This is a genomic window from Eikenella sp. NML070372 (genome assembly GCF_001648415.1).
GTDB lineage: Bacteria > Pseudomonadota > Gammaproteobacteria > Burkholderiales > Neisseriaceae > Eikenella > Eikenella exigua.
Genome location: NZ_LXSN01000004.1, coordinates 881,592 through 907,968 on the forward strand (window position 1 = coordinate 881,592; position 26,377 = coordinate 907,968).

Below are 26,377 nucleotides of genomic sequence, written 5' to 3' on the forward strand. Positions count from 1 at the left end.
GGATTGTAACGCAATGTAGGCTGATTTTATAGCAGGTAAAGTATCGGCCCGACAGCTGAAAGTATGCAAAGAATACGGTACACTGCGTTTCGTTTTAAACAAAAAGCAGGGAAAGGAAACGAATGTTTGCAAATCGAGTGTTGGCCCTGTTGGCCGCCGTGTGGTTTGGCGCGTATCTTTTGGCCGGCTATGGCGTGGCGCCGCTATTGTTCCAATCTCTGCCCAAAGAGCAGGCTGGCAGCCTGGCCGGCGCGCTGTTTAGCGCGGTGAACTATATCGGGCTGTTTGTGTGGGCCATCCTTTATTTGGCCGGCCTCTCGGCACAGAAACGCAGCTACGGCCAACGCAGCAAACTCAGCTCACGCATCGCCGCCCTCACTTGGCTGCTGCTGGCCATCTCGCAATTTGCGCTGGTACCGCTTATCCGTGCCCTCCGCAGCGGGCAGGCGCATTGGCTCTCCAACCTACTCGGCGGCGGGCTGTCTTTCTGGCACAGCATGTCCAGCAGCCTATATGTGCTCATCAGCCTGCTCGGCCTGTTTTTAATCATGCGCCTGCTGCGTTTCGAGTGGCAATAAATCGGGCTGAAAAGGCTACCTGAAAGTTTAGCCGCGTTTCAGGTAGCCTCTACTGCTTGCCGCCCTATTCCCGCACTTATACAATGCGCCTCATTCCAACTCTTCAAAAATAAAGGAAACCCCATGTTGGCCAAACAAATCCTCGACGAACTCGCCGGAAAAATCGGCAACGCCATTGCCGAAAGCCCGGTGAAACCGGTGAAAGACGTGGAAAAAAACGTGAAAACCCTGCTCGGCAGCACATTCGGCAAGCTCGATTTGGTAACGCGCGAAGAATTCGACATCCAACAGCAGGTGCTCATCAAAACCCGCGAAAAGCTGGCCGCCTTAGAAGCGCGCCTGGCCAAGCTGGAAGCCGCCGCCCCGGCCGCCCTGCCCAATCCTTCCGAACAGCAATAGGAAGCGCGGCATGAGTTTGGCGGTGGTATACAGCCGGGCGCTCAGCGGCATGGCCGCGCCCTTGGTGGAAGTGGAAGCCCACTTGGCCAACGGCCTGCCCGCATTCAATATCGTCGGCCTGCCCGACACCGAAGTGAAAGAAAGCCGCGACCGCGTGCGCGCCGCCATCATCCAAAGCGGCTTCGACTTCCCCGCCAAAAAAATCACCGTCAACCTCGCCCCGGCGGATTTGCCCAAAGAATCCGGCCGTTTCGACCTGCCGATTGCCGTGGGCATCCTCGCCGCCTCCGGCCAAATCGCCATTTCGCCCGAAGAATTGGCGCAATACGAGTTAGCCGGCGAACTGGCCTTGTCCGGCCTGCTGCGCCCGGTGCGCGGCGCGCTGGCCATGGTGTGGCAGAGCACGCAGGCGCGGCGGCATTTTATTTTGCCGCCAGAGAGCGCCGGGCAGGCCGCGCTGATTGAACGTGCCGAAGTGTTGGCTGCCGAAAGCCTGGTGGCCGTGGCCGCCCACCTCAACGGCATCGCCTCCCTGCCCCGCTGCCAAGCCCGTGCCGAAGCGGCCGAAGAAGCGCCCTATCCCGACCTGCAAGACGTAAAAGGCCAGCACACCGCGCGGCTCGCGCTCGAAATTGCCGCTGCCGGCGGCCACAGCATCCTGATGAGCGGCCCGCCCGGCACCGGCAAATCCATGCTGGCGCAACGCCTGCCCGGCATCCTGCCGCCTCTCTCCGACGACGAAATCACCGAAACCTGGGCGCTGCGCTCGCTGCTGCCCCAACAGCACAGCTTCTCCCGCCGCCGCCCCTTCCGTTCGCCGCACCACAGCGCCAGCGCCGCCGCCATGGTGGGCGGCGGTTCCGACCCAAAACCCGGCGAAATTTCCCTGGCGCACAACGGCGTATTGTTTCTCGACGAATTGCCCGAATTCGACCGCAAGGTGCTGGAAATGCTGCGCGAACCGCTGGAAAACGGCCTTATCCACATTTCCCGCGCCAGCCGCCAAGCCACCTATCCCGCCCGCTTCCAGCTGGTCGCCGCCATGAACCCCTGCCCCTGCGGCTACCTCGGCCACCCCGCCAAACCCTGCCGCTGCACGCCCGAAAGCATCGCCCGTTATCGCGGCAAAATTTCCGGCCCGCTTCTGGATAGGATTGATTTGATTATCGAAGTGCCCGCCCTCTCCGCCGCCGAGCTTACCCAAGCCACACCCGGCGAGCCCAGCGCCGCCGTTCGCGAACGCGTGCTGGCCGCGCGCGAGCGCCAACAACGGCGGCAGGGCAAAAGCAACGCCCTGCTCAACGTAACCGAGCTGGACGAACTGGCCGCCGTCGAGCCTGAAGCCAAAGCCGCCCTCTCCGCCGTGCTGGAAAAACTTTCGCTTTCCGCCCGCAGCTACCACCGCATCCTGCGCATCGCCCGCACCCTGGCCGACCTGGCCGGCAGCGAAACCGTAAACCAGCGCCACGTGATGCAGGCCGTGAGCTTCCGCCGCACCCCGTCTTAAAATAAGGCTACCTGAAACATTTCAGGTAGCCTTTACCATTCCGCCCTAGCGTTCGCTCAAATTCAGATAATGCCGGCTGCCGCGCATATTGGCGATAGCGTGCAGCAGCAGTTGAAAATGGTCGGGGTTGTTCACAAAATCCAGCTCTTCGGTGTTGGCAATCAGCAGCGGGGCGCGGTCGTAGAGGTAGAAATAGCGGTGGTATTCCTCGTGTACCTGCTGCAGGTAGCCGGGCGGGAACAGGTTGATGTGGTTGTCGCCCCGGCTGCGCAGCTGCGCTTCGGCGGCACCGGCGCTGGTTTGCAGGTAAATCACCAAATCGGGCACGGGAATTTCGGGCATGATTTTTTGCTTGAGCTGCCAATACAGCGCCTGCTCGTCTTCACGCAGGATGGTGGGCACGAAAATCTGGTCTTTTTCCAATAAGAAATCGCTCACCACACGCTGCATACTGTGGTTGGCATTGCCGATTTCGTCGGCAGCGGCGATGAGGTTGAGCGTTTCGGTGCGGCGTAGCAGGAAGTAGAGCTCGGCGGCCAGGCCGTGGTTGGCGGCATTGAGGTAGAACTGCTCCAAAAACGGGTTCTGCTCGGGCTGTTCACTGATGAGGGTGCAGCCGAAATGCTCGGCCAGCTTGCGGCTAAGCGGGGATTTGCCGCTGCCGATGGGGCCTTCCACAACAATGTAGCGGTAGTCTGACTGCATAGTTTCTCCTTGGAATGTTTCAGGTAGCCTTTCGGGGGTTCAGGCAGCCTTTCAAAGGCTACCTGAAAACTTAACTCTCTGTTCCATCTAAACGTTGCACGCTTTCATTGCCCAGAGTGGCGGCCAGCTCGGCAGCGGTGGTAGTTTGGCCGGGCAAGATGTGCTGCGGGGCGATTTCGGCCAGGGGAATCATCACGAAGCCGCGCTGATGGGCGCGCGGGTGCGGCAGCTGCAAGGCGGGGCTGTCGAGCGTTTGGCCGGCGTAGTCGATTAAGTCTAAATCCAGCGTGCGCGGGGCATTGCGGAAGCTGCGCACGCGGCCGGCGGCGGCTTCGGTTTGGTGCAGCAGCGCGAGCAGTTCGGCAGCGGGCAAATCGGTAGAGAGCAGCGCCATGGCATTGATGAAGTCAGGCTGGTCGGCATAGCCCACCGGCGCGGTGCGGTAAAACGAGGAAGCGGCCAGCACCTGCACTTGCGGATGTGCGGCCAGCGCGGCCAGGGCGTTTTGCAGCTGGGAAACGGGCTGTTCGAGGTTGCTACCCAAGGCAATAATGGCTTGCTTCATTTGGCGTTTTTAATCATGGAGTGATTGGAATTGGGGCTACCTGAAAACGGAGTTGTCGGTATTTTTCAGGTAGCCTTTGAATGAGGTGTCGGATTCGAGGATCCGACCTATGGCTGCTTCAACCCAATGCCGCCTATTCAGCCGCGCCCTTATCTACCGCATCTGTTTTCTTCTTGCGCCGGCGGCGGCGTTTTTTGGCCGGGGCATCGCCGCTGTCGGGGCGTTGTTCGGCGGCTTGAATCATCTGCTTGCGCTGTTCTTCATCGGCTTCTTGGAAAGCTGTCCACCAGTCGGCAATGCCCTGCCCCACTTCGCCGGCACGGGCGCGCAGCAGCAGGAAATCGTAGGCGGCACGGAAACGGGGCTGGGCGAGCAGGCGGAAGGGGCGGGCGCCGCGCCGGTGCTCAAACTGGGGCTGGAGCTGCCAGATTTCGCGCATCGAGGCGGTGAAGCGGTGTGGCACGCCCCAGCCTTTTTCCATGTGGGCGCGGGTTTCGGCCACGGCGGTGCTGAGCGCGGGCATGGTTCTGAGCCCGCTATTCTGAGCGCGCTGCCAGGCCTCGAGCACCTGCGGCCACAATACGGCGGCCAGCACAAAACCCACCGATACGCCTTGGTCGGCGCGCAGGCGGCTGTCGGTGCCGTTGAGGGCAAGCGCCACGATGCTGCACCCTTGGTTTTCAGGTAGCCTTTCCAAGGCGCAAGCAAGCAGGGGGTGCACGCTTTGGCCATCCATGCCCAGAGCCTGCATCTGTTTGAGGCAGCTGATGGCTGCGCCGGAAAACAAGAGTTTCATCACTTCGTCGAACAGGCGCGCCAGCGGCTCTTTGGGCAACAGGTGCAGGCATTCGGCAATCGGCGCGGCGGTGTCGGGGGCTACCTGAAAACCGAGTTTGCCCGAAAGCCGGGCGGCGCGCAGCATGCGCACCGGGTCTTCCTGATAGCGCGCGCGGGTGTCGCCAATCATCACCAGGCGTTTGGCGCGGATGTCGGCCACTCCGTGATGGAAATCGGTGATTTCCCCGCGTGCGGGGTTGTAATACAGGGCGTTGCAGGTGAAATCGCGGCGGGCGGCGTCTTGCTCCATGCTGCCGTAGCTGTTGTCTTGCATGATGCGGCCGTGTTCGTTTTGCCGCGCGGGGCGGCGGCCGCCGCGGAAGGTGGTGACTTCAATCGTTTCCGACCCCACCATCACGTGCACAATCTGAAAGCGGCGGCCGATGATGCGGCTGCGGCGGAATACTTTGCGCACTTCTTCCGGGCGGGCGTTGGTGGCCACGTCGAAGTCTTTCGGCTCGATGCCCAAAAGCAAATCGCGCACCGCGCCGCCTACCACATAAGCCTCAAACCCGGCCTGCTGCAACCGCGACACCACCTTTTCCGCCGCATAGCTGATCTCGTCCGGCGTGATGCCGTGTTCGTTTTGCGGCAGCACCTGTTTGTGTGAATATGTTGCGGCGGCTTCAGGTTTGCCCGGCAGGATTTTGCGCAGCCATCTAGTCAGCATAGGGGATATTCTCTTCTTGTTTTTCAGGTAGCCTGCGGTGTGCACGCAGGCGCGTGTTTCAGATAAAGTGCGCAGTATAACCTTTCACCGCAACGGCTGCCAAACCAAGCGCTTTCCATTATAATCGCCGCTACCCCGCACCACAGGAAAACACACCATGTATAACTACCAATCCGACGCCACCCAGTTCCTGCAAAAATACATCGAAGAACACCCCGAAGAGCAAGAACGCCGCCTCCAAAACCGCGGCCTGTTGTAGGATGTTGAGCTCAACCCCGAAGAGCAGGCCAATTTCGCCGCCGGCAAAGTCGCCAAAAAACCCTACACCTACTATTCCTACTAAACCCCGCACCGCGCCATGACCGCAGCCACCGCCCATCTGCCCCCCGACCTGGCAGGCTACCTGAAAAGCATCAACCCGCCCGAAGCAGAAGTGTTGCAACGCCTGCGCCAAACCACCGCGCAGCACCGCATGGGCAAAATGCACCTGGCCGCCGAGCAAGCCCAGCTCCTCGCCTTTCTCGTGCAGCTCATCCGCGCCGAACGCTGCCTCGAAATCGGCGTGTTCACCGGCTACAGCAGCACCGCCGTCGCCCTCGCCATGCCCGAACACGGCCGCCTCACCGCCTGCGACATCAACATCACCTACACCAACACCGCACGCCGCTTCTGGCGCGAAGCCGGCGTGGAACACAAAATCGAGCTCCACCTCCAGCCCGCCCTCATCACGCTCGACCAACTTATCGAGCAAGGCCGCAGCGGCAGTTACGATTTCGCCCTTATCGATGCCGACAAACCGCCTACCGCCCACTACTACGAACGCTGCCTCACCCTGCTGCGCCCCGGCGGCCTCATCGCCATCGACAACCTCCTGCTCGGCGGCCGCGTGTATCAGGAAAATGCCGAGCCCGCGCCCGAACCCATCAAGCGCATCCGCGCCTTCAACCAATCCCTACAAACAGATTCCCGCGTCGCCGCCCTCACCCTGCCCCTGGGCGACGGCCTTACACTGCTGCGCAAACGTTATCCCGAGGAAACCCCATGCGCCTGATTATTCCAGCTGTCCTCTGCGGCCTCGCTGCTTGCACCGCTCTCCCCCCCACACGACCATCCGCCGCCGGCAGCCCCCAACCCTCGCAGCGTATCGTAACCGAACTTACCGCCCACAACCAGCAAATCAGCCAGCTGCAACAACAAATTGTCGAACTACGCGGCCAAATTAGCGAACTGCAACAACGCCAGCAGCAGCTCGCTCAGCTCCTCGATGCTCGAGCCGCCTCCCGCCGCAGCACCAGCCACAGCAGTGCCGAGCCTGCCACCACTCCGGCTGAAAACCCGCAAGAGCAAGCCTATCAACAAGCCCTGCAACTCTATCGCAGCGGCCTCTACAGCCAGGCCCTACAGCAGCTGCGCTTCGCCGAACGCAGCGGCAGCGGCGGCCGCACCGAGCAAAACGCCCTCTTCCTGCTCATGCAGAGCCACGAAAAACTGCGCAACTGCGAATCCGTCATCCTCACCGGCCAACGCTTCGCCGCCCGCTTCGCCGCCAACCCCAAAGCCGCCGAGGCCCTTTACAGTGTCGGCCACTGCCAATGGGGCATGCAGCAGCGAGACATCGCCCGCGCCACCTGGCGCAAGCTGATGCAAACCTACCCCAATAGCCCAGCTGCCCGCCGCGCTAATCAACGTATCCAAAACAACCGTTGATGAATGAGGTTACCTGAAATTTCAGGTAGCCCCTTGCCAGCCGGGCTTTTAAGCCCAAACAGAAGCCCTTCCAAATGAAAACCTTCCTAGCCGCCCTACTCACCGCCGCCAGCCTGTCTGCCCAAGCTGCAGACTACTTCCTGCCCCACATCGAAGCCGACGGCACGGCAAACGTCCGCACCGCGCCCAATGCCAACAGCAGAATCCTCGCCAGGCTGGATTACCGCAGCGCACAACGCGAAATCCTCAGCAGGCAGGGCAATTGGTACCACATCCGCCTAGATGGCCGGCGCATCGGATTTGTGCACCAAAACCAGGGCTTTATTGTGCAAAACTACATTGTCGCCAGCCCTAACGGCTCAGCAAATGTCCACAGCATCCACCCTGGCTGCCCAACTGGCAGAGCCCCAATCATCAAAACGCTATCCAACGGCACACGCGTGCAAATTGTTCCAGGTTTGAGCAAAGACAACTGGCTGCTATACGACAACCAGGGCGCATACACCGAAAAAGACGAATACGGCAACGATGCCGTATTCCAAGGCTATATCCACAAAAGCCAGCTGCGGCGTGTAAATTAACAGCCCTCCTCATATAGTGGATTAACAAAAATCGGGACAAGGCGGCGAGCCGAGGACAGTACAATCAATACGACAAGGCGAACCAACGCCATACCGGTTTTTGTTAATCCACTACATGAAATGCCTGCCATAAAGGCTATCTGAAATTTAGCTTCGCAGAAACTTTACTTCCTTCGGAAGCTCCGTTTTCAGGTAGCCTCTCCCCTTCCCACCAGCTACCACAAAAGGACTCCCCCATGCCTTCCATCAAACGTGCCCTGATCAGCCTGTCCGACAAAAACGGCGCAGTCGAATTTGCCCGAACCCTGCACAAACTCGGCGTCGAAATCCTCTCCACCGGCGGCACGGCGAAGCTGCTTGCCGATGCGGGCGTTCCCGTGATTGAAGTCGCCGACTATACCGGTTTCCCCGAAATGCTCGATGGCCGCGTGAAAACCCTGCATCCCAAAATCCACGGCGGCATTCTCGGCCGGCGCGATTTGCTTGATCACGTTGCCACCATGGAAGAGCACGACATCGGCAATATCGACCTCGTGTGCGTGAACCTTTACCCCTTCGCCGCCACCATCGCCAAACCCGGCTGCACGCTGGAAGATGCGATTGAAAACATCGACATCGGTGGCCCAACCATGGTGCGCTCCGCCGCGAAAAACTGGAAACACGTCGCCATCGTTACCGACACCGCCGACTTCCCTGCCGTCGCCGCCGAAATGGAAGCCAACGGCGGCGCGTTGAGCGACAAAACCCGCTTCAACCTGTCGCGCAAGGCATTCAGCCACACTGCCCAATACGACGGCATGATTTCCAACTACCTGACCTCGCTTTCAGACGACGTATTGAGCGGCACGCCAGAAATCGACGAATTCCCAAGCCAGTTCAAACAAAGCTGGATTAAAGTGCAAGACATGCGCTACGGCGAAAACCCGCACCAGCGCGCCGCGTTCTACCGCGATTTGCAGCCCGCCGCAGGCAGCCTCGCAGCATACAAGCAACTGCAAGGCAAGGAATTGTCGTACAACAACATCGCCGATGCCGATGCCGCTTGGGAAGCCGTCAAATCCTTCGACACGCCCGCCTGCGTGATTGTGAAACACGCCAATCCGTGCGGCGTCGCCGTTGCAGCCGATACATTGACCGCCTACAAACTCGCCTACGCCACCGACACCACCAGTGCGTTCGGCGGCATCATCGCCTTCAACCGTGAAGTAGACGGCGAAACCGTCAAACAGATTACCGATAATCAGTTTATGGAAGTCTTGATGGCGCCCAAGTTCACCGCCGAAGCACTCGAAATCGCCGCCGCCAAGAAAAACGTGCGCGTATTGCAAATTTCTCTAACAACCCCGCTCGAAGCAGGCGCGAACCGCTTTGAACTCAAACGCGTCGGCGGCGGACTGTTGGTGCAAACGCCCGACATCCACCGCATCAGCCGCGCCGATTTGAAAGTCGTCTCCAAACGCCAACCGACCGAACAGGAATGGAACGATTTGCTGTTTGTCTGGAACGTCGCAAAATACGTCAAATCCAACGCCATCGTGTTCGGCAAAGGCGGCCAGACCTACGGCATCGGCGCCGGCCAAATGAGCCGCGTGGACAGCACCTGCATCGCCGCCCGCAAAGCGCAGGACGCAGGCCTAGACTTAAACGGCGCGTGTGCCGCCTCCGATGCCTTCTTCCCCTTCCGCGATGGTGTGGACGCCATCACCGAACAGGGCATCAAAGCCATCATCCACCCCGCAGGCTCAATGCGCGATCAGGAAGTCTTCGATGCAGCGGACGAACACGGCATCGCTATGGTGGTAACGGGTGTTCGCCATTTTAGGCATTAAGCTTTTCCGTATGGCAAAAGGCTACCTGAAAGTTTCAGGTAGCCTTTTATATAACTGATATAATGAAGAAACATTGTTTCAGAACACAATTATTAGGAGAAGCAATATGCAAAAATATATTTTGACCACCCTATTGCTTGCCTGCGCCACAACAGCTGGGGCAGACAATTTCCGCCCACAAAAACTGGCCTTGATCCATAGCCTATATGTATCCTATCAAAACGGCAATACTATTCATGCACATCCGGAACGCCATTTTTCCGCCGATCTACAGGCTGTATACCAAGAAGACAAACAGCATACACCACCGAACGAAGTCGGCTGCATCGATTACGACCCGATTATTGCCGGGCAGGATTGGGATCAAACCAGCCTAAACCGGACGCTGAACATCCGGCCACTGGCCAACGGCCGAATCGAAGCCGTATTTCAGCAGTTTCCCGGCGATTTCTCGGCCACCCAAGTGCAATTCGTGCTGCAATGCAGCCCAAACGGCCACTGTTTGGTCGACGACATCTACTCCGCCACGCCAGGAAACCGCTTGGTTTCATTCAAACGCAACGTACGGCGCTGTATTAGCGAAATGACCAAACAGCACTAAGGCTACACCAAACTTTGTTAGAATCGATAACAACATAGCCCCTACCAACCACCATATTTTTCAGGTAGCCTCAAGAACAAACTCATGGAACCTCAAGAACTCGATACCCTAAACCTCAACGAAGCCCTCGCCGAAATCCTGCAAGCCTACGGCTATGCCTGCCAAACGCAAGGGGAAAAAATCCTGCCCGATTTCGCCGTGCCCGTGCAGCTCGAAACCTGGGCGTTTCCGCACCAACACGGCAACGGCGCGGTGGTGAACCGTTTCAATGTCGGTATCACGCTGCCTGACAGGCGCGAATTCTACGAATGCTGCGACGGCATCGGCGAAAACCTGGAGGACTCCCTCTCGCGCAACCTACACAACTTCTGCACCAACAGCCTGCACATTTTGCTCGATGCGTTCAATACCGGTGAAAACCTTGCCCACACGAAATCTGGATAAGCTGCAACGGTGAAAGTTTTCAAGCAATTCTGGGTTACTGGGTGACCAAAGGCGCCAGTGATAGTGGTATGGCAAACCATGAAAACGCAATATCATTAATCCACTTTTTTATGCCCAAGCCGAAAACGAAACACTGAATGCAGAGTTTATGATAGACAACCAAGACAATGCCGCTGCCGAGAAACAGCTTGCCCAATTCCCCTAGCCGCGCAAAGAAGCCTATTACAGCGTGCGGTGGTGCATCATGCTCAAGCCGTTGGCTTCGGCGTAATAACGTTGAGCTATATATTTTTCCATAACAAAAGGCTACCTGAAATTTTTCAGGTAGCCTTTATCCAATCTACTTAAAGCGACTTAGTCTTCACCGGCAAATGCCAACAGCAGGCGCAGCAGGCTGACGAAGATGTTGTAGATGGCAACAAACAAAGTCAGCGCGGCACTAATGTGGCTGTCTTCACCGCCTTCAACTACCACGCGCACTTGCCACATAATCAACACTGAGCTGACGATTGAGAATAAGGCAGATACGGTGAGCGAGAGTGCAGGAATCTGCAGGAAGAAGCTGGCAACCATGGCAATAACGGCCACCACGAAACCCACGCTAACGAAGCGGGCGATGCTGTTGGTTTGGAAGGTGGGCGATTTGGCCATGGCTGCCATGCTCAGAAATACGGCGGCAGTCATGACGGCGGCAATGCCGATGAGTTCTATGCCGTTGGAAAGCGCCAGGCTGTAGTTCAAAATCGGACCCAGCGTGAAGCCCAGGCCGAAAGTGAGCACCATCAGCAGGGCAGCACCCACATTGCTGTGGCGGTTTTTCTCGATTAGAAAGCTAATGCCGTAGAAAAAGGCGAAGAAAATGCCCACAGCAATCCAATAGTTGCCGGTAAAGCTGAACAGGCTCAGACCGGTGGCCATGGCGACGAATGCGCCGGCAGCTGCCGGAAGAAACGAGAGCCCGAGCAAGCCGTAGGTTTTACGCAAAATGGTGCTTTGTGCGGAAACGCTGCTGCCCACGTCGGTGTAATCGTAAACATTGCGTGGTTGCATGTGGAAAAACTCCTCTTGAATATCAAATAAAAAAGAAACGAATATTGATTGTAGCAGCAAATACGCCGTTTGCAAAAAACTCAGCCGGCCGCTGCTGCCTGCTTCGGCAGTCAAACAGTAAGATGGGGCGACATGGCAGATTTGCAAGCGTTGAGGCATATATTTGGCTATAATTCAGCACTTTTCTTTTCTCTGCTGCACACCATGCCTGCTTCCCGTTACGCCGTTTTCGGCAACCCCGTGGCTCACAGCTGCTCACCAACTATCCACCAAATGTTTGCCGCCCAAGAAGGCGTGACCATCAAATATGAACGATTGCTGGCCGAACCGAGCTGCTTCGCCCAAACTGCCGCCGCCTTTTTCGCTGCGGGTGGCGCGGGCGCAAACGTAACTGTGCCTTTCAAAACCGATGCCTATGCCTGGGCAGACAGCCTTTCCGAGCGCGCCCGCGCCGCCGGCGCAGCCAACACGCTGATTAGGCAGGGGAACAGCCAAATCCACGCCGACAACACCGATGGCTTCGGCTTGGTGGCCGATATTGGCCGCAACTTTCAGGTAGCCCTAGCCGGCAAGCGCATCCTCCTCATCGGCGCCGGCGGTACAGCGCGCGGCGTGATTCTGCCTCTGCTCGAATGCCGCCCAGCCAGTCTCACTATTGCTAACCGCACCGCTGCCAAAGCGCAAGAGCTGGCTGCCATTTTCGGCATCCGTGCCGCCGAGTTGGGCGAGCTGCCTGCCGCCGGTTTCGATATTATTATCAACGCTACCTCCGGTAGTCTGATCGGCCAAGTGCCCGCCATTGCCCCTGCCGTGTTTGCCCAATGCGAACTTGCCTACGACATGGCCTACGGCCGCGAGCCCACCGCCTTTATGCATTTCGCCGCAAAAGCAGGTGCACAACGCAGTGCCGACGGCTTGGGCATGCTGGTGGAGCAAGCCGCCGAATCCTACCACCTCTGGCGCGGCTTTTCCCCAAAAACCGCCCCCGTACTCGCCGCCCTGCGCGCCGGAGAGATTTAGTGCAAACCTGCCAAAGGCTACCTGAAATTTTGGCCCTGCAGAAACTCAGCTTCCTTCGGAAACTTCGTTTTCAGGTAGCCTTTCCCGCCCAATCCGTTATAATCCCGCCCGTACCGCAGCAGGCCAGACAGTCGCCACGCCTTTGGGTGGGGAGGAAAGTCCGGGCTGCACAGAGCAGGATGCCGGTTAACGGCCGGGCGCCGCGAGGCGACGGAAAGTGGAACAGAAAGCATAACCGCCGATGGCTGCGGCAACGCAGCACAGGTAAGGGTGAAATGGTGCGGTAAGAGCGCACCGTGCGGCTGGTAACAGCCCGTAGCAGGCCAAACCCCATCCGCAGCAAGACCAAACAGAATGCAACGACGCTGCTCGCCGAGCATTCGGGTAGGTTGCTTGAGCCGCTTGGTAACAATCGGCCTAGAGGAATGACTGTCCAACGACAGAACCCGGCTTACCGGCCGGCTGCGGTACACATTATCTCTAACTGTTTCGATCAAACCGATACAGCCTTAGTTTACCCTGCCTCAGCCTAATTGGAATGATTTAATATCGAAACCGTACCAGTCTATAAAATATCAAAAAATTGCAGGCAGAAGTGCTTTCACACTTCCGCCCGCATCATCACAAGGGTTTAAGCTTATTGAATCAAGCTACCGGCCACACCGCCCAACGCGGCACCACCCAAGGTTGAGCCGGTATCACCGCCGATCACGTTGCCTGCCACCCCACCCACTGCGGCACCGATGGCGGCATTGCGCTGTCTGGTGGTCATACCAGTGCAAGCGCTCAGGGAGGCGGCCAGCAGCATAATAGTGAAAATAGAAGTAACGGTAGATTTTCTCATGGTATATACCCTTTCTGTCAGTATCAGAGAGGCACGGCGAATTTAACCGCCCTACCTGCCTGTGAGAGTATCGTACTTTTCTGTGATTGCATCAAAAGGCAGGTAAATGTCTGTTTACTCCGTTGCACACATCATTCACTGATATTTTGTGCCATCATCTTCATGGGCGGGATGCTGTTTGAGTCGCTGGTTTTATCGGTACTGTACACCAAAAAAGTTAACCGCGAGGCGCAGCGCGAAACGGAACGGGTGCCGTCTGCGCAGGCAGTGAAGGTGATGCCGTGGGTGGTCAGGCTGCTGTTTCCTTCCGGCCTGGTGATGATGCACCGCTACCTGCAAATCCTGCACAACCCGATTGTGTTTCTGGCCAAAGAGATGTTTTACATTGCGTGGTAAAGAAGGCTGCCTGAAAGTGCTGCTGCAACGAAGTTAAAAAACCAAACAAAGCACCCTGCTCCATTATACTTCTTCATTGTTGCACGATTCTTACAACCCGCCCACCATCCTGTGCACCAAGCGAAAACAGAATTGCCAAACTGGCGAATATGGTTTAGAATTACACCGTTTTTCAGTTATTTATACAAGATAAATGAGAAATGGCCCCGAGGCCATTTTTTTGTTTTCCAACTAGGGAATTCATGGATATTCAAGCCGTTTTAGAAAAAACCCTGCCCGGCCTGGGCTACGAACTGGTGGATTTCGAACTCACCGCGCAAGGCGATTTGCGCGTGTTTATCGACAAACCAGAAGGAATCACTGTGGAAGACTGCGCCACCGTCAGCAACCATTTGAGCCGCCTCTTCATAGTGGAAGACGTGGACTACAAACGGCTGGAAATCTCCAGCCCCGGCCTCGACCGACCGCTGAAAAAGGCGGCCGACTTCATCCGTTTTTCAGGTAGCCTCGTCAAGCTAAAAACCCGTTTGCCGGTTGAGGGGCAGAAAAACTTCATCGGCCGCATCGAAAACTTTGAAAACGACGTGCTGATTATTGCCTTCGACGGCAAAACTGCTGTCATCGAATTATCCAATATCGACCAGGCGCGCCTGAAGCCCGAATTCTAATTTGCCTATTTATCAATTAATAATGGAGAGTTCATTCCCATGAGCCGCGAAATGTTGCAACTGGCCGAAGCATTGGCCAGCGAAAAAAACGTTGAATCCGAAGTGGTATTCGAAGCATTGGAGTTCGCCCTGTCGGTGGCTGCCAAGAAAAAGGACGACCGCGAACACATGGACGTGCGCGTGAGCATCGACCGCAATACTGGTGAATACCATACTTTCCGCCGCTGGTTAATTGTGGCCGATGAAGACTACACCTACCCCGACACGCAGAAAACCATCGAGGAAATCCAAGAAGAATTCCTCGATTCCACGCTACAAATTGGCGAGTATTACGAAGAAGAGCTGGAAAACGTGGCCTTTGGCCGCCAAGCCGCACAAACTGCCAAGCAAATCATCCTGCAACGCATCCGTGATGCCGAGCGTGAGCAAATTCTGCAAAAATTCCTTGCCCGCCGTGAAGACGTGGTAATGGGCACAGTAAAACGCGTTGAGCGCCACGGCATCATTGTGGAAGTCGGCCGTTTGGACGCACTGATTCCGCGCGACCAGTGTATCCCACGTGAAAACTTCCGCAGCGGCGACCGCATCCGTGCCCTCTTCCTGCGCGTGGACGAACAAGGCAACAGCGGGCGCAAACAAGTTATCCTCAGCCGCACCTCGCGCGAATTTTTAGTAAAACTGTTTGAGCAGGAAGTGCCGGAAATTGAAGATGGCCTGTTGGAAATAAAAGAAGTCGCCCGCGACCCCGGCCAGCGCGCTAAAATCGCCGTCAAATCCAATGATACGCGTATCGACCCACAAGGTACCTGCATCGGTGTGCGCGGCTCGCGTGTGAATGCCGTATCCAACGAATTGGCCGGCGAGCGTGTGGACGTGGTGCTGTGGTCGCCCGAAACCGCCCAATTTGTGATTAACGCGCTCTCCCCCGCCGAAGTCAGCCGCATTTTGATTGATGAAGATAACCATTCGGTAGACGTTATCGTAGCCGACGACCAGCTCGCGCCCGCCATCGGACGCAGCGGCCAAAACGTGCGCCTCGCCGCCGATCTCACCGGCTGGCAGCTCAACATTATGACTGTACAGGAAGCCGAAGAGCGCCACGAAGCTGAAGACGCACAAATCCGCAACCTGTTCATGCAGCACTTGAACGTGGACGAGCAAACCGCTGACCTGCTGATTGAAGAAGGCTTCGCCGCCTTAGAAGAAGTGGCCTATGTGCCCACTGCCGAACTGGTGGAAATCGGCTTCGACGAAGCCACCGTGGAAACCCTGCACAACCGCGCCCGCGATGCCATTCTTACCCTGGCCATCATGTCGGAAGAAAAACTGGACGAAATAGAAGAAGAGCTAAAAAACCTAAACGGCATCGATCTAGACATGCTGCGCGATCTGGCACAGGCCGGCATTACCACCCGCGACAGCCTGGCTGAGCTTTCCACCGACGAATTGATTGAAATCACCGGCGTGAGCGAAGAAGATGCCAAAACCGTTATTTTGGCCGCCCGTGAACATTGGTTTGCCGAAACACAGGAATAAGGAGGCCGGAAACTTATGAGTAATACCGTACAACAATTTGCTGCTGAACTGAAAAAAACCGTACCCACACTCTTAGAGCAGCTCAAAGCCGCCGGCGTGGAGAAAAACAATGGTGCCGACAGCATCAGCCCGGCAGACAAACAAGCCCTACTGGCGTACCTACGCAAACAGAATGACAGCGGCACTGTATCCATCAGCGTGAGCCGCACCCGCACCGAACGCAGCATCGTGGCTGGCGTACAGGTAGAAACCCGCCGCCGCCGCCGTGTAGCCGTGCCGCCAATTGAATCAGCTGCCGAGCTTGTTGTACTGCCCGCTGCCGAGCCGGCCACTCCGGTTAAAACTATGGCCACTATTGTTGAAACTGCCATCGAGCCCACTGCCACAGAGATTCAAATAGCCTCCAAAAACCTTGAAGCTGACACTGTACTTGCTGCCAAAGAAAAACCAGCCAAGGCGAAAACCGAAGCTGCTGCCGAAGTCAAACCAAAACGCAGCCGCAACCCCAAAAAAGAAAAAGCACCCAAACCACTGCCGCAGCCTGTGGAAGTGGTCAGTGCCGCCGAACAGGTCATGCGTAACGAAGAAGCCCGCCGTGCCGAAGCCTTGCGTGCGCACCAGCAAGCCCTATTGAAAGAAAAACAGGAGCGCCAAGCTCGCCGAGAAGCTGCCAAACTGCAAGCGCAACAGGAAGCCAAGCTGGCCAAAGAGCAGCAGTCTGCCCCGCGCAGTGCTGCGCCAAGCGAAAAAACCCCTCCCTCCTCTGGTAGCGCCGCCCCTGGAAGTAGCCGCCCGAAAAAAAGCGAACGCCACCAGCGCGACGACGATATGCCGCGCGGCCATTCCGCCAAAAGCAAAGGCAAAGAACGCAATAACCGTGGCGATGAAGAACGTGTGCGCAGCGGTAAAAAAAGCAAAAAACAGCTCAAGCTGGAGCCTAATCAGCACGCCTTCCAAGCCCCAACCGAGCCGGTGGTGCATGAAGTGCTCGTACCCGAAACCATTACAGTGGCCGATTTGGCACACAAAATGGCGGTTAAGGGCGTAGAAGTAGTGAAAGCCCTGATGAAGATGGGCATGATGGTTACCATCAACCAATCGCTCGACCAAGAAACCGCGCTGATTGTGGTGGAAGAAATGGGCCATATCGGCAAACCCGCCGCTGCAGACGATCCCGAAGCCTTCTTGGATGACACCGAAACCGCCGTTCAAGCTGAAGTCCTGCCGCGCCCGCCGGTGGTAACCGTAATGGGCCACGTGGACCACGGTAAAACCTCACTGCTTGACTACATCCGCCGTGCCAAAGTGGTACAAGGCGAAGCCGGCGGCATTACCCAGCACATCGGCGCCTACCACGTGCAAACCCCGCGCGGCGTCATCACCTTTCTCGACACCCCCGGTCACGAAGCCTTTACCGCGATGCGCGCACGCGGCGCACAGGCTACCGATATCGTGATCCTGGTGGTGGCTGCCGACGACGGCGTGATGCCGCAAACCATCGAAGCTATCGCCCACGCCAAAGCGGCCGGTGTGCCAATGGTGGTGGCCGTGAACAAAATCGATAAGGAAGCCGCCAATCCCGAACGCATCCGCCAAGAGCTGACTGCTCACGAAGTTATCCCCGATGCTTGGGGTGGTAATGTGCAGTTTATCGATGTTTCCGCCAAACAAGGCATCAATATCGATGCGCTTTTGGAAGCCGTGCTGCTGGAGGCCGAAGTGCTCGAACTGAAAGCCCCGGTAGACGCACCCGCCAAAGGCATCATCGTGGAAGCCCGCCTTGATAAAGGCCGCGGTGCGGTGGCTACCCTGCTGGTGCAGAGCGGCACGCTGAAAAAAGGCGATATGCTCCTGGCCGGCACTGCATTCGGTAAAGTACGCGCCATGGTGGATGAAAACGGCAGACAAGTACAGGAAGCCGGTCCCTCCATTCCGGTGGAAATCCTCGGTCTCTCCGACGTACCCAATGCCGGCGAAGATGCCATGGTATTGGCCGACGAGAAAAAAGCACGTGAAATCGCCCTATTCCGCCAAGGCAAATACCGCGACGTGCGGCTGGCCAAACAGCAAGCTGCCAAGCTGGAGAATCTGTTTGCCAACGCCGACGACGGCCAGGCAGCACAGCATTTGTCGGTAATCATCAAAGCCGATGTACAGGGTTCGTACGAAGCACTTTCAGGTAGCCTCAAAAAGCTGTCGAACGACGAGGTGAAAGTGGAAGTGTTGCACAGCGGCGTAGGTGGCATTACCGAAAGCGATGTAAACTTGGCCATTGCCTCCGGCGCATTCATCATCGGCTTCAACGTGCGCGCCGACGGCTCTGCCCGCAAGCTGGCCGAAAACGAAGACATCGAAATCCGCTACTACAACATCATTTACGATGCCATCGACGATGTGAAAGCGGCCATGAGCGGCATGCTCGCCCCCGAGCAGAAAGAGCAGCAGACCGGCACGGTGGAAATCCGCCAGGTCATCAATATTTCCAAAGTGGGCAACATTGCCGGCTGCATAGTTACCGATGGCATCATCAAGCGCGACAGCCGCGTGCGCCTCATCCGCGACCATGTGGTAATCCACACTGGCGAGCTCGAATCGCTAAAACGCTTCAAAGACGATGTGAAAGAAGTGCGTATGGGCTTCGAATGTGGCCTGATGCTGAAGAACTACAACGATATCCAAGAAAGCGATATGCTGGAAGCCTTCGATATTGTGGAAGTAGCCCGCACCCTGTAAACAGGCACAAGACGAAACAAGAGGCTGCCCGAACCTGTTTCAGGTAGCCTCTCGCTACATTTTCCGCACTGCAGGCTATATTGAGAGCGTTGTGGAGCAGTGAACTGTTTGGCAAATAAGAAAACGCAGCCAAACCCCACCATTCGGTTATGGTTTTTTAGCAGTTCGGCTATATATGTAAAGAAATAAATGCTTAGGCCTATACCCAGTCGGCGATGGTTATCGTATCATATCGCTTGTTTACACCGTGTTTGCCCACCATACCCACCGCTGCCCTGACGAGTACGCGAAAATGAACGACAAACAAACATATGCCTTTGAAACTTTTACCCTAATCCGCGAAATACGCCAACGCGAAAACGACGAACCGATCATCGTGGCCACCCTTGTCATGCCCGACAACTTCGTGCTCACCAGGCGGCTGCCCCTGCGCCCTGTCGATCGCGAAAATGACCTCAACATTATCCGCTTTTTGGAAAAGTCCTTCGACCTGAAGCCCTATTTCAAAACCCGCACTTTTGAAGAACAGCTGGGTGAATTCGACCAACTGCGCATCCAACACCGTAAAAAACAATACGACTCGTTGATGGATGCCCTGCTCGACCGCACCAGCGAACTGAAATAATCCCTGATCAAGAAAGACCATATGGCCAAAATCCACCGCGGCTACGCCCGCCAAGACCGCGTGCGCGAACAAATCCTGCGCGAGCTGGCCGAGCTCGTCCGCACTGGCCTCAAAGACCCGCGCGCCGGTTTCATTACCATCAACGAAGTCGAGCTTGCCCGCGACTACAGCCACGCCACCGTGTATTACACCGTGCTTGACGATGCCACGCGCGAGATTACCGCCGAAGCGCTCGAACATGCCAAGGGTCATCTGCGCAGCGAGCTTTCCCGCTGCATCAAGCTGTTTAAAACGCCCGAGTTGCACTTCAAATACGACCAATCGCTCGAACGCGGCATGAGCATTTCCCAGCTGATCGAACAGGTTGCCGCCGAAGAGCCGGTGCAGGATTAGTCTGCCTGGGAATATGCCCTGTTGATTGAACAGGGCTTTTCTTCATACCGCAAAATATTTTCAGGTAGCCTCACACACATAACAACTCAGATAATCCACACTATGAATCCCCACTTGCAAAACGTCTTCTCCCAACTCAACAGCCTGATTCTCGGCAAAGAAACCGTTCTCCAACACCTGATGGCCTGCGTCCTGGCCGACGGCCACGTTTTGCTCGAAGACGTTCCCGGCGTGGGCAAAACCACCCTCGCCCATGGCCTGGCCGCCGTGCTCGGCCTCGACTACCGCCGCGTACAGTTCACCAACGACATGCTGCCTGCCGATCTCTTGGGCATCAACGTCTTCCAACCTGCCGACGGCCAATTCAAATTCCATCCCGGCCCCATTTTCCACCACTTCCTGCTGGCCGACGAAATCAACCGTGCTTCGCCCAAAATGCAGTCTGCACTTTTGGAAGCCATGGAGGAAAAACAGGTTTCCGTAGACAGCAAAACCTACCGCCTGCCCAAACCCTTCTTCGTCATCGCCACCCAAAACCCCATCGAACAACTCGGCACCTTCCCCCTGCCCGAATCCCAGCTCGACCGCTTCATGATGCGCCTCTCACTGGGCTACCCCTCCGCCGAAGCCGAACGCCGGCTCTATGCCCAAGGCGACCGTCGCCAACTGCTGCCCGCGCTCAAAGCCGTGTGCAACGCCGAATTCCTGCTCCAATGGCAGGCGCAGGCCGCCCAAGTGAAATGCTCCCAGCAGGCCGCCGATTATGTTTACCGGCTGGTGCAATCCACGCGCCAGCCCGGCCTGTTCGTTACCGGCCTCAGCCCGCGCGCCGGACTTGCCGTGGTTAAAGCCGCCAAGGCCTGGGCCTTCCTTGCCGGCCGCGATTATGTGCTGCCGGAAGACATCAAAGCCGTATGGATAGCTGTGGCCGGACACCGCCTGCAAACCTTGCAACCCCAATCCATCACCCAGCTGCTGGAACAAATGCTGCTTCAGGTAGCCGTATCGTGAGCACCAACCAATACAGCCCGCGCCTGCGCGACCTGTGCCTGCGCCCTACCCGGCTCGGCATCAGCCTGGCCGCCATGATTGCCCTGTTGTGGCTCGTCGGGCTCAACTATCAGGTAAACCTCGCCTATATCGTCGCCTTCTGGCTCGCCGGCTTCCTGTTTGTCGGCACCCTGCTCAATTGTCTCCAACTGCTCGGCCTGCGCCTCGACCTCACCCTGCCCGAAGAACTCTTCCAAGGGCAGCCTGCCGATATCCAACTCTTCACTGCCCCTTCCGTCAAAGCCCGCCACCGCCAGCTTTGGTTTGCCCCCGAGAGCCGCCGCAACACCGATCCCGAATACCGCGCCGCCCTCTTCACCGCCAAGCAGCCCCAACCCTTCATCTGGCCCGTGCTGCCCGCACGGCGCGGCCTCCTCATCCTGCCCCCGCTGCGCTGCGCCAGCGTGTGGCCGTTTGCCGTGAGCAGCGTGGAATGCGTATGGCACTGGCCCGACAACGGCCTCGTCTATCCCGCCCCCCAACCACATACTGCCCCGCCCGGCAGCACGCCGGCCGAAGAAGGCGAGCCGCGCCGCAAGCTCGGCGGCAACGAAGACCTCGCCTTCCTGCAAGACCACCAACCCGGCACCTCTCTGCAACACATCGCCTGGAAAAGCTACGCCAAAAGCGGCCGCCTGCTCGACAAACACTTCGAAGCACCCGCCTTCCATGCCGCCGACCACATCATCAGCTATGCCGACTACCCCGCCGGCACCAGCGCCGACCGCCTCGCCGGCCTCCTGTGTTACCGCGTGCTCGAAGCCCACGGCCGCGGCCAGCGCTACACCTTAATCCTGCCCGGCCAAACCATCCCTCCGCAAAACGGCCAGCGCGAAAAATGTTTGGCCGCGCTGGCGGTGATGTAAGCACTTGTATACGACAATAAAAAAGGCTACCTGAAATTTTAGCTTCGCAGAAACTTTTCTGCGCTGCGTTTTCAGGTAGCCTTTTTCAAACCCGCTTCACATCCGTCCGGTGCTGCCGAAACCGCCTTCACCGCGTGAGCTCTGGGCAAATTCTTCCACCACTTTAAACTGCGGCTGCACCACAGGCACGATCACCATTTGCGCCACGCGTGCCATCGGCTCGATGATGAAGGCTTCGCTGCTGCGGTTCCACAACGAGATTTTAAGCTCGCCCTGGTAATCGGAATCGATGAGGCCAACCAGGTTGCCCAACACGATGCCGTTCTTGTGACCCAGCCCGGAGCGCGGCAGCAACATGGCGGCGTAGGCAGGATCGGCTAGGTGAATGGCAATGCCGGTAGGTACGAGGAATGTGCCGCCAGACGGTAACTCTACGGCTTCATCCAAACAGGCGCGCAAATCGAGGCCGGCGGCGCCGGGGGTGGCGTAGTGCGGCAGGTGGTCTTGCATTTTGGGGTTGAGGATTTTAAGTTCGACTGTAGGTTGCATGGCTGTCTCTATAAATGTTTGAATTCTAATGATAATAAATTTTCAGGTAGCCATTATGCCCTGCGGCAGGCTACCTGAAAATATGGCTGTTGCGCTACTTACGGCATCAGCATACCACCATTGACGTGCAGAGTTTGACCAGTAATATAGCGTGCCTGCTCGGAAGCAAGGAACAAGACGGCAGCAGCCACATCGTCAACCTCACCGAACTTACCTAGTGCCGTCTGCGCAGTAAAAGCAGCACGAACTTCCTCTGGTAGCGATTGAGTCATAACAGTATCAATAAAGCCCGGAGCAACGCAGTTAACAGTGATACCACGGCTGCCCACTTCACGTGCTAGTGATTTGGAAAACCCCATTAAGCCAGCTTTGGCAGCGGCGTAATTGCTCTGACCGGCGTTGCCCATCGCGCCCACCACGGAGGTGATACTGATGATGCGGCCGCTGCGCTGTTTCATCATACCGCGCAACACGGCTTTGCTGGCGCGGAACACAGATTTGAGATTGACCTGCATGATGTCATCCCACTCCTCTTCTTTCATGCGCATCAACAAACTATCGCGCGTAATACCGGCATTGTTTACTAAAATATCTAATCTACCAAATTCTTTTTCGATACCGGCAATCAAATTTTCGATACTATTTTCTTCATTGATTTCCAGCACACGACCATGTCCCTGCCAAGGTTCCAACTGCTGGCCAACAGCAACTGCGCTTTCTTCGGTAATAGCGGTACCAATCACTGTAGCGCCGGCTTGCGCCAGCGTGGAAGCAATAGCAGCACCGATACCACGTGAAGCTCCAGTAACCAATGCAATTTTTTGAGATAGATTTTGGGTAAGCATATTGGGATTCCTTGTGTTAAGAGTTAGATATAGCAGATTAGCTTAATTTTCGCTACGATTGGCTCGCCTGCCGTACTACTGTACTGTTTATGACTCGTCACCTTGTATCAAACAGTGTATTAATCCGCTATAGGTTTTCAGATAATGGTTCAATTCAGTAGCAACCAAAAGCTACCTGAAAATTTAATGGGCGGCGATAAATGCGTCCACCGCTTCCTGCGAAGTGAGCGCGGCGCACACGGCGGCTTTGTCGATGCGTTTGGCCAGGCCGGCCAGCACTTTGCCCGGGCCGCACTCGGCGGATTCGGTAATGCCTTCGCGCACGAGGAGCGCCACGGTTTCCGTCCAGCGCACCGGGCTGTACAGCTGGCGCACCAGCGCGTCTTTGATTTGTGCGGGATCGGTGTAGGAGGCCACGTCCACGTTGTTGATCACGCGGATTTGCGGCGCGTTCAATGCCACGTTTTGCAGGGCGGCGGCCAGCTTTTCGGCGGCAGGCTTCATCAGGCTGCAATGAGAGGGAACCGATACGGGCAGCGGCAGGGCACGTTTGGCACCGGCTTCTTTGGCCGCGGCCATAGCGCGTTCCACCGCAGCGGCATCGCCCGCAATCACCACTTGGCCGGGCGAATTGAAGTTCACCGCCTCGGCCACCTGCCCTTGCGCGGCGGCGGCGCAGATTTGGCGCACGACATCGTCTTCCAGCCCCAAAATGGCGGCCATCGCGCCCTGCCCTTGCGGCACGGCCGACTGCATCAGCTCGGCACGCAGGCGCACCAGGCGCACGGCATCGGCAAAATCCAGGCTGCCTGCGGCCACCAGCGCGCTGTATTCGCCCAGGCTGTGCCCGGCCACGGCGGCGGGGGTTTTGCCGCCCGCTTCGAGGTAGGCGCGGTAGGTGGCCACACCTGCGGCGAGCATCAAGGGCTGGGTGTTGACGGTTTGGCCGATGAGCGCGGCATCTTCGCCGTTCATCATCGCCCACAAATCCTCGCCCAGCGCGGCGGAAGCCTGCTCAAAGGTTTGGCGCACAACGGGCACGCCGTCGAAACCGGCCATCATGTTCAAGCTCTGCGAGCCTTGGCCGGGGAAGAAAAAGGCAAAAGACATGGGGTTTCCTTCTGTATTAAGAATGTTGCTTTGGAAGCGTACAGGCTACCTGAAAGTATCGGTTTTAAAGTTTCAGGTAGCCTTTATCCAAAAGCCTAATCAGCGCCAGTGGTAGTTCGGAGCTTCTTTGGTAATCTGCACGTCGTGCACGTGCGATTCGCTCATGCCCGCAGCGGTGATTTCCACAAACTCGGCCTTTTCATGCATTTCGGCAATATTGGCGCAGCCCAAATAGCCCATGCTGGAGCGCAGGCCGCCTACCAGCTGGTGGATGATGTTCACAATCGGGCCTTTATACGGCACGCGGCCTTCGATGCCCTCGGGCACGTATTTATCTGCGCTGTCTTGTTTGTCTTGGAAATAGCGGTCGGACGAGCCTTGGCTCATTGCGCCCAGCGAGCCCATGCCGCGATAGGATTTGTAGGAGCGGCCTTGATAGAGCTCGATTTCGCCCGGTGCTTCGTCTGTGCCGGCAAACATGCCGCCCAGCATCACGGTGGAGGCGCCGGCAGCCAAGGCTTTGGCCACGTCGCCGGAGAAGCGGATGCCGCCGTCGGCAATCAGCGGCACGCCGGTGCCTTTGAGCGCCTCGGCCACGTTGTGAATCGCCGTCAGCTGCGGCACGCCCACGCCGGCCACGATGCGGGTGGTGCAAATCGAGCCCGGGCCGATACCCACTTTCACTGCATCTGCCCCGGCAGCCACCAAATCGTGGGCCGCCTGTGCGGTGGCGATATTGCCGCCGATGACTTGCACTTGCGGGAAGTGTGCCTTCACCCAACGCACCCGATCCAAAACGCCTTGGCTGTGGCCGTGTGCGGTGTCCACCACAATCACGTCCACCCCGGCAGCCACCAGGGCGGCTACGCGTTCGTCGGTTTCTGCGCCCACGCCCACTGCAGCGCCCACGCGCAAGCGGCCGTCTTGGTCTTTGTTGGCATGGGGGAATTCGGTGGTTTTCAAAATATCGCGCACCGTGATCAGGCCTTTGAGCTCGTCTTGGGCGTTCACAACCAAAACGCGCTCGACCTTATGCTGATGCATCAGTTCGCGCGCGTCTTCAATGCTGGTGCCTTCGGGCACGGTAACCAATTCGGCCCGGGGCGTCATGATGGCGGACACCGGTTGGTCGAGGCGGGTTTCAAAGCGCAAATCTCTATTGGTTACTAAGCCCACCAGTTTGCCGTCTTGCACCACCGGCAGGCCGGACATCTGCCGCTTGCGCTGTGCGCGCATTTCCAACAGCTGGCCAACCAACATTTCCGGCACAATCGTAATCGGATCTTTCACCACGCCGCTTTCGTGCCGTTTCACCTTGGCCACTGCTTCGGCTTGGCGTTTAATGCTCATATTCTTATGAATAATGCCGATGCCGCCCTCTTGTGCCATAGAAATGGCCAATCGCGCCTCGGTAACGGTGTCCATGGCGGCGGAAATCAAGGGCATGTTGAGGGAAATATTGCGGGTAAGGCGGGTTTGCAGCGAGACGTGCTTGGGCAGCACTTGGGAATGAGCGGGAACAAGCAATACATCATCAAAGGTGTAGGCTTTTTTAACGATTCGCATGATTAAAACCTTCTTGTCGGTTGCTAATAATGCGGCCGTATTGTAGCAAATTTGCCGGCATTTAGTAAGCAAAACAGCACAAACCGGCCTCAGGCATGACAGCAGGCCACCAGTTGAAGTACAATGGAAACTGATTGTGTAACTATGACTCAACGGGAAGACCGCTCAAATGAATAAAAAATTAACCTTGCTGGCCGCCTGCGCCGCAACCATGTTGTTTTCAGGTAGCCTGATGGCAGAGGACGTGTACCAATGGAATGGCCGCAGCCCCACCTATTCCGATGTGCCGAAAAACCTCATTCCCGCCACCAGCAACATTGTGAATGTGCGCACCCAAACCTCGCGTCCCGCCGCTGCCCCTGCCGGCCACCAACAAAACCAGCTACCACAGGTGCAGAACAACAACGGTGAAATCTCCGCTGCCGATTTACAGGCCATGGCCAACCAGAAACAGCTTGAAGAAAACAAAGCTATTGAGGATGCCAACCGCAAAGTGCGCGAAGAAAATGAGGCCGCCCGTGCCAGCGCCTGCAGCACTGCCAAAATCAACCTGCAACACGCGCAAACTGCCCGCATCCAAAACCGCGAGCAGCTCATCCAGCAATATCAGAGCAACGTAAATCAATTCTGCAACTAACGGCGCTCCAGCCGGTTTGATTCAGCCGGCCGTCCGGTCTTGCCGTTTCACTTTCCAGCAAACCTT

28 protein-coding genes, 1 other RNA gene and 1 pseudogene are annotated in these 26,377 nt (G+C 57.1%); 21 read left to right on the forward strand and 9 right to left on the reverse strand.

From position 1 onward, the window contains the following. The first annotated feature begins 122 nt into the window (after window positions 1–122). The 3 genes from A7P97_RS06015 (at window position 123) to A7P97_RS06025 (ending at window position 2,484) form a co-directional block, all read left to right on the forward strand. Window positions 123–578 (forward strand): DUF4149 domain-containing protein, encoded by a 456-nt coding sequence (locus tag A7P97_RS06015; RefSeq protein WP_067530788.1) that lies wholly within the window; start codon window positions 123–125, stop codon window positions 576–578. Between the two features lie 123 nt (window positions 579–701). Continuing rightward, a complete protein-coding gene (locus tag A7P97_RS06020; RefSeq protein WP_067530789.1) occupies window positions 702–977 on the forward strand; it encodes an accessory factor UbiK family protein in 276 nt (91 codons plus the stop codon). A gap of 10 nt (window positions 978–987) precedes the next feature. Further along, window positions 988–2,484 carry a YifB family Mg chelatase-like AAA ATPase gene (locus A7P97_RS06025; RefSeq protein WP_067530790.1) on the forward strand — a complete coding sequence of 499 codons (1,497 nt, stop codon included), beginning with the start codon at window positions 988–990 and terminating at the stop codon, window positions 2,482–2,484. 45 nt (window positions 2,485–2,529) lie between these two features. On the opposite strand, the gene A7P97_RS06030 is transcribed toward A7P97_RS06025, so the two are convergent. The 3 genes from A7P97_RS06030 to pcnB all read right to left on the reverse strand — a co-directional run bounded on the left by A7P97_RS06030 (window position 2,530) and on the right by pcnB (window position 5,261). Beyond that, window positions 2,530–3,189, reverse strand: coding sequence for a deoxynucleoside kinase (locus A7P97_RS06030; protein ID WP_067530791.1), 660 nt, complete (start codon window positions 3,187–3,189; stop codon window positions 2,530–2,532). 70 nt (window positions 3,190–3,259) lie between these two features. Further along, entirely contained in the window at window positions 3,260–3,754 is a 495-nt protein-coding gene (gene folK / locus A7P97_RS06035) for a 2-amino-4-hydroxy-6-hydroxymethyldihydropteridine diphosphokinase (protein ID WP_067530792.1), read from the reverse strand. A gap of 133 nt (window positions 3,755–3,887) precedes the next feature. After that, the gene (gene pcnB / locus A7P97_RS06040) at window positions 3,888–5,261 is read right to left on the reverse strand and encodes a polynucleotide adenylyltransferase PcnB (protein WP_067530793.1); all 1,374 of its coding nucleotides are present in this window, start codon (window positions 5,259–5,261) and stop codon (window positions 3,888–3,890) included. Between the two features lie 157 nt (window positions 5,262–5,418). Here pcnB and A7P97_RS06045 point away from each other — a divergent pair. The 7 genes and pseudogenes from A7P97_RS06045 (at window position 5,419) to A7P97_RS10730 (ending at window position 10,423) form a co-directional block, all read left to right on the forward strand. After that, a pseudogene (locus A7P97_RS06045) lies at window positions 5,419–5,604 on the forward strand (DUF3460 family protein). Between the two features lie 15 nt (window positions 5,605–5,619). Then, window positions 5,620–6,312: an O-methyltransferase gene (locus A7P97_RS06050; protein WP_067530794.1), complete on the forward strand. Its 693-nt coding sequence runs from the start codon at window positions 5,620–5,622 to the stop codon at window positions 6,310–6,312. After that, a complete protein-coding gene (locus A7P97_RS06055; protein ID WP_067530795.1) occupies window positions 6,303–6,968 on the forward strand; it encodes a tol-pal system YbgF family protein in 666 nt (221 codons plus the stop codon). The genes A7P97_RS06050 and A7P97_RS06055 overlap by 10 nt, the downstream gene beginning before the upstream one ends. 74 nt (window positions 6,969–7,042) lie before the next feature. Continuing rightward, entirely contained in the window at window positions 7,043–7,549 is a 507-nt protein-coding gene (locus tag A7P97_RS06060; protein ID WP_067530796.1) for an SH3 domain-containing protein, read from the forward strand. A gap of 236 nt (window positions 7,550–7,785) precedes the next feature. Further along, window positions 7,786–9,378 carry a bifunctional phosphoribosylaminoimidazolecarboxamide formyltransferase/IMP cyclohydrolase gene (purH, locus tag A7P97_RS06065; protein WP_067530797.1) on the forward strand — a complete coding sequence of 531 codons (1,593 nt, stop codon included), beginning with the start codon at window positions 7,786–7,788 and terminating at the stop codon, window positions 9,376–9,378. Window positions 9,379–9,484: 106 nt separating this feature from the next. Next, a complete protein-coding gene (locus tag A7P97_RS06070) occupies window positions 9,485–9,979 on the forward strand; it encodes a hypothetical protein (protein ID WP_067530798.1) in 495 nt (164 codons plus the stop codon). An 84-nt stretch (window positions 9,980–10,063) separates the two neighbouring features. Then, the gene (locus A7P97_RS10730) at window positions 10,064–10,423 is read left to right on the forward strand and encodes a DUF6348 family protein (RefSeq protein ID WP_231865663.1); all 360 of its coding nucleotides are present in this window, start codon (window positions 10,064–10,066) and stop codon (window positions 10,421–10,423) included. A gap of 354 nt (window positions 10,424–10,777) precedes the next feature. Here A7P97_RS10730 and A7P97_RS06080 read toward each other — a convergent pair whose 3' ends face one another. Next, complete coding sequence (locus A7P97_RS06080; protein ID WP_067531012.1) at window positions 10,778–11,473, reverse strand: Bax inhibitor-1 family protein; 696 nt, start codon at window positions 11,471–11,473, stop codon at window positions 10,778–10,780. A gap of 204 nt (window positions 11,474–11,677) precedes the next feature. Between A7P97_RS06080 and aroE the strand changes: the two genes are divergently transcribed. Beyond that, entirely contained in the window at window positions 11,678–12,493 is an 816-nt protein-coding gene (aroE, locus tag A7P97_RS06085) for a shikimate dehydrogenase (RefSeq protein WP_082887631.1), read from the forward strand. Window positions 12,494–12,608: 115 nt separating this feature from the next. Further along, window positions 12,609–12,963, forward strand: an RNA gene (rnpB, locus tag A7P97_RS06090) — RNase P RNA component class A. A gap of 167 nt (window positions 12,964–13,130) precedes the next feature. Here the strand turns inward: rnpB and A7P97_RS06095 are convergent. Next, window positions 13,131–13,337 (reverse strand): glycine zipper 2TM domain-containing protein, encoded by a 207-nt coding sequence (locus tag A7P97_RS06095; protein ID WP_067526285.1) that lies wholly within the window; start codon window positions 13,335–13,337, stop codon window positions 13,131–13,133. A gap of 162 nt (window positions 13,338–13,499) precedes the next feature. Between A7P97_RS06095 and A7P97_RS06100 the strand changes: the two genes are divergently transcribed. From A7P97_RS06100 to A7P97_RS06135, 8 genes are all read left to right on the forward strand, one after another. Beyond that, window positions 13,500–13,733: a hypothetical protein gene (locus tag A7P97_RS06100; protein ID WP_067439548.1), complete on the forward strand. Its 234-nt coding sequence runs from the start codon at window positions 13,500–13,502 to the stop codon at window positions 13,731–13,733. Window positions 13,734–13,975: 242 nt separating this feature from the next. Continuing rightward, complete coding sequence (gene rimP, locus A7P97_RS06105) at window positions 13,976–14,401, forward strand: ribosome maturation factor RimP (RefSeq protein WP_067530799.1); 426 nt, start codon at window positions 13,976–13,978, stop codon at window positions 14,399–14,401. 39 nt (window positions 14,402–14,440) lie between these two features. Then, window positions 14,441–15,937, forward strand: coding sequence for a transcription termination factor NusA (gene nusA / locus A7P97_RS06110; protein WP_067446468.1), 1,497 nt, complete (start codon window positions 14,441–14,443; stop codon window positions 15,935–15,937). A 15-nt stretch (window positions 15,938–15,952) separates the two neighbouring features. Beyond that, window positions 15,953–18,670 (forward strand): translation initiation factor IF-2, encoded by a 2,718-nt coding sequence (gene infB / locus A7P97_RS06115; RefSeq protein WP_067530800.1) that lies wholly within the window; start codon window positions 15,953–15,955, stop codon window positions 18,668–18,670. Window positions 18,671–18,962: 292 nt separating this feature from the next. Further along, window positions 18,963–19,295 (forward strand): hypothetical protein, encoded by a 333-nt coding sequence (locus tag A7P97_RS06120; RefSeq protein ID WP_067447331.1) that lies wholly within the window; start codon window positions 18,963–18,965, stop codon window positions 19,293–19,295. A gap of 21 nt (window positions 19,296–19,316) precedes the next feature. Further along, on the forward strand, window positions 19,317–19,688 hold the full coding sequence (gene rbfA, locus A7P97_RS06125) for a 30S ribosome-binding factor RbfA (protein ID WP_067530801.1): 372 nt from the start codon (window positions 19,317–19,319) through the stop codon (window positions 19,686–19,688). Window positions 19,689–19,790: 102 nt separating this feature from the next. After that, entirely contained in the window at window positions 19,791–20,699 is a 909-nt protein-coding gene (locus A7P97_RS06130) for a MoxR family ATPase (protein ID WP_067530802.1), read from the forward strand. After that, window positions 20,696–21,604, forward strand: a complete 909-nt coding sequence (locus A7P97_RS06135) for a DUF58 domain-containing protein (RefSeq protein ID WP_067530803.1) — start codon at window positions 20,696–20,698, stop codon at window positions 21,602–21,604. The genes A7P97_RS06130 and A7P97_RS06135 overlap by 4 nt, the downstream gene beginning before the upstream one ends. A gap of 96 nt (window positions 21,605–21,700) precedes the next feature. On the opposite strand, the gene dut is transcribed toward A7P97_RS06135, so the two are convergent. From dut to guaB, 4 genes are all read right to left on the reverse strand, one after another. Beyond that, window positions 21,701–22,153 carry a dUTP diphosphatase gene (gene dut / locus A7P97_RS06140; RefSeq protein WP_067526300.1) on the reverse strand — a complete coding sequence of 151 codons (453 nt, stop codon included), beginning with the start codon at window positions 22,151–22,153 and terminating at the stop codon, window positions 21,701–21,703. Window positions 22,154–22,251: 98 nt separating this feature from the next. Then, a complete protein-coding gene (gene fabG / locus A7P97_RS06145; RefSeq protein ID WP_067530804.1) occupies window positions 22,252–22,998 on the reverse strand; it encodes a 3-oxoacyl-ACP reductase FabG in 747 nt (248 codons plus the stop codon). A gap of 183 nt (window positions 22,999–23,181) precedes the next feature. After that, window positions 23,182–24,108 carry an ACP S-malonyltransferase gene (gene fabD / locus A7P97_RS06150; protein ID WP_067530805.1) on the reverse strand — a complete coding sequence of 309 codons (927 nt, stop codon included), beginning with the start codon at window positions 24,106–24,108 and terminating at the stop codon, window positions 23,182–23,184. 99 nt (window positions 24,109–24,207) lie between these two features. Beyond that, on the reverse strand, window positions 24,208–25,674 hold the full coding sequence (gene guaB, locus A7P97_RS06155) for an IMP dehydrogenase (RefSeq protein ID WP_067530806.1): 1,467 nt from the start codon (window positions 25,672–25,674) through the stop codon (window positions 24,208–24,210). Window positions 25,675–25,843: 169 nt separating this feature from the next. Between guaB and A7P97_RS06160 the strand changes: the two genes are divergently transcribed. Then, the gene (locus tag A7P97_RS06160) at window positions 25,844–26,311 is read left to right on the forward strand and encodes a hypothetical protein (RefSeq protein ID WP_067447099.1); all 468 of its coding nucleotides are present in this window, start codon (window positions 25,844–25,846) and stop codon (window positions 26,309–26,311) included. The last annotated feature ends 66 nt before the right edge of the window (window positions 26,312–26,377 follow it).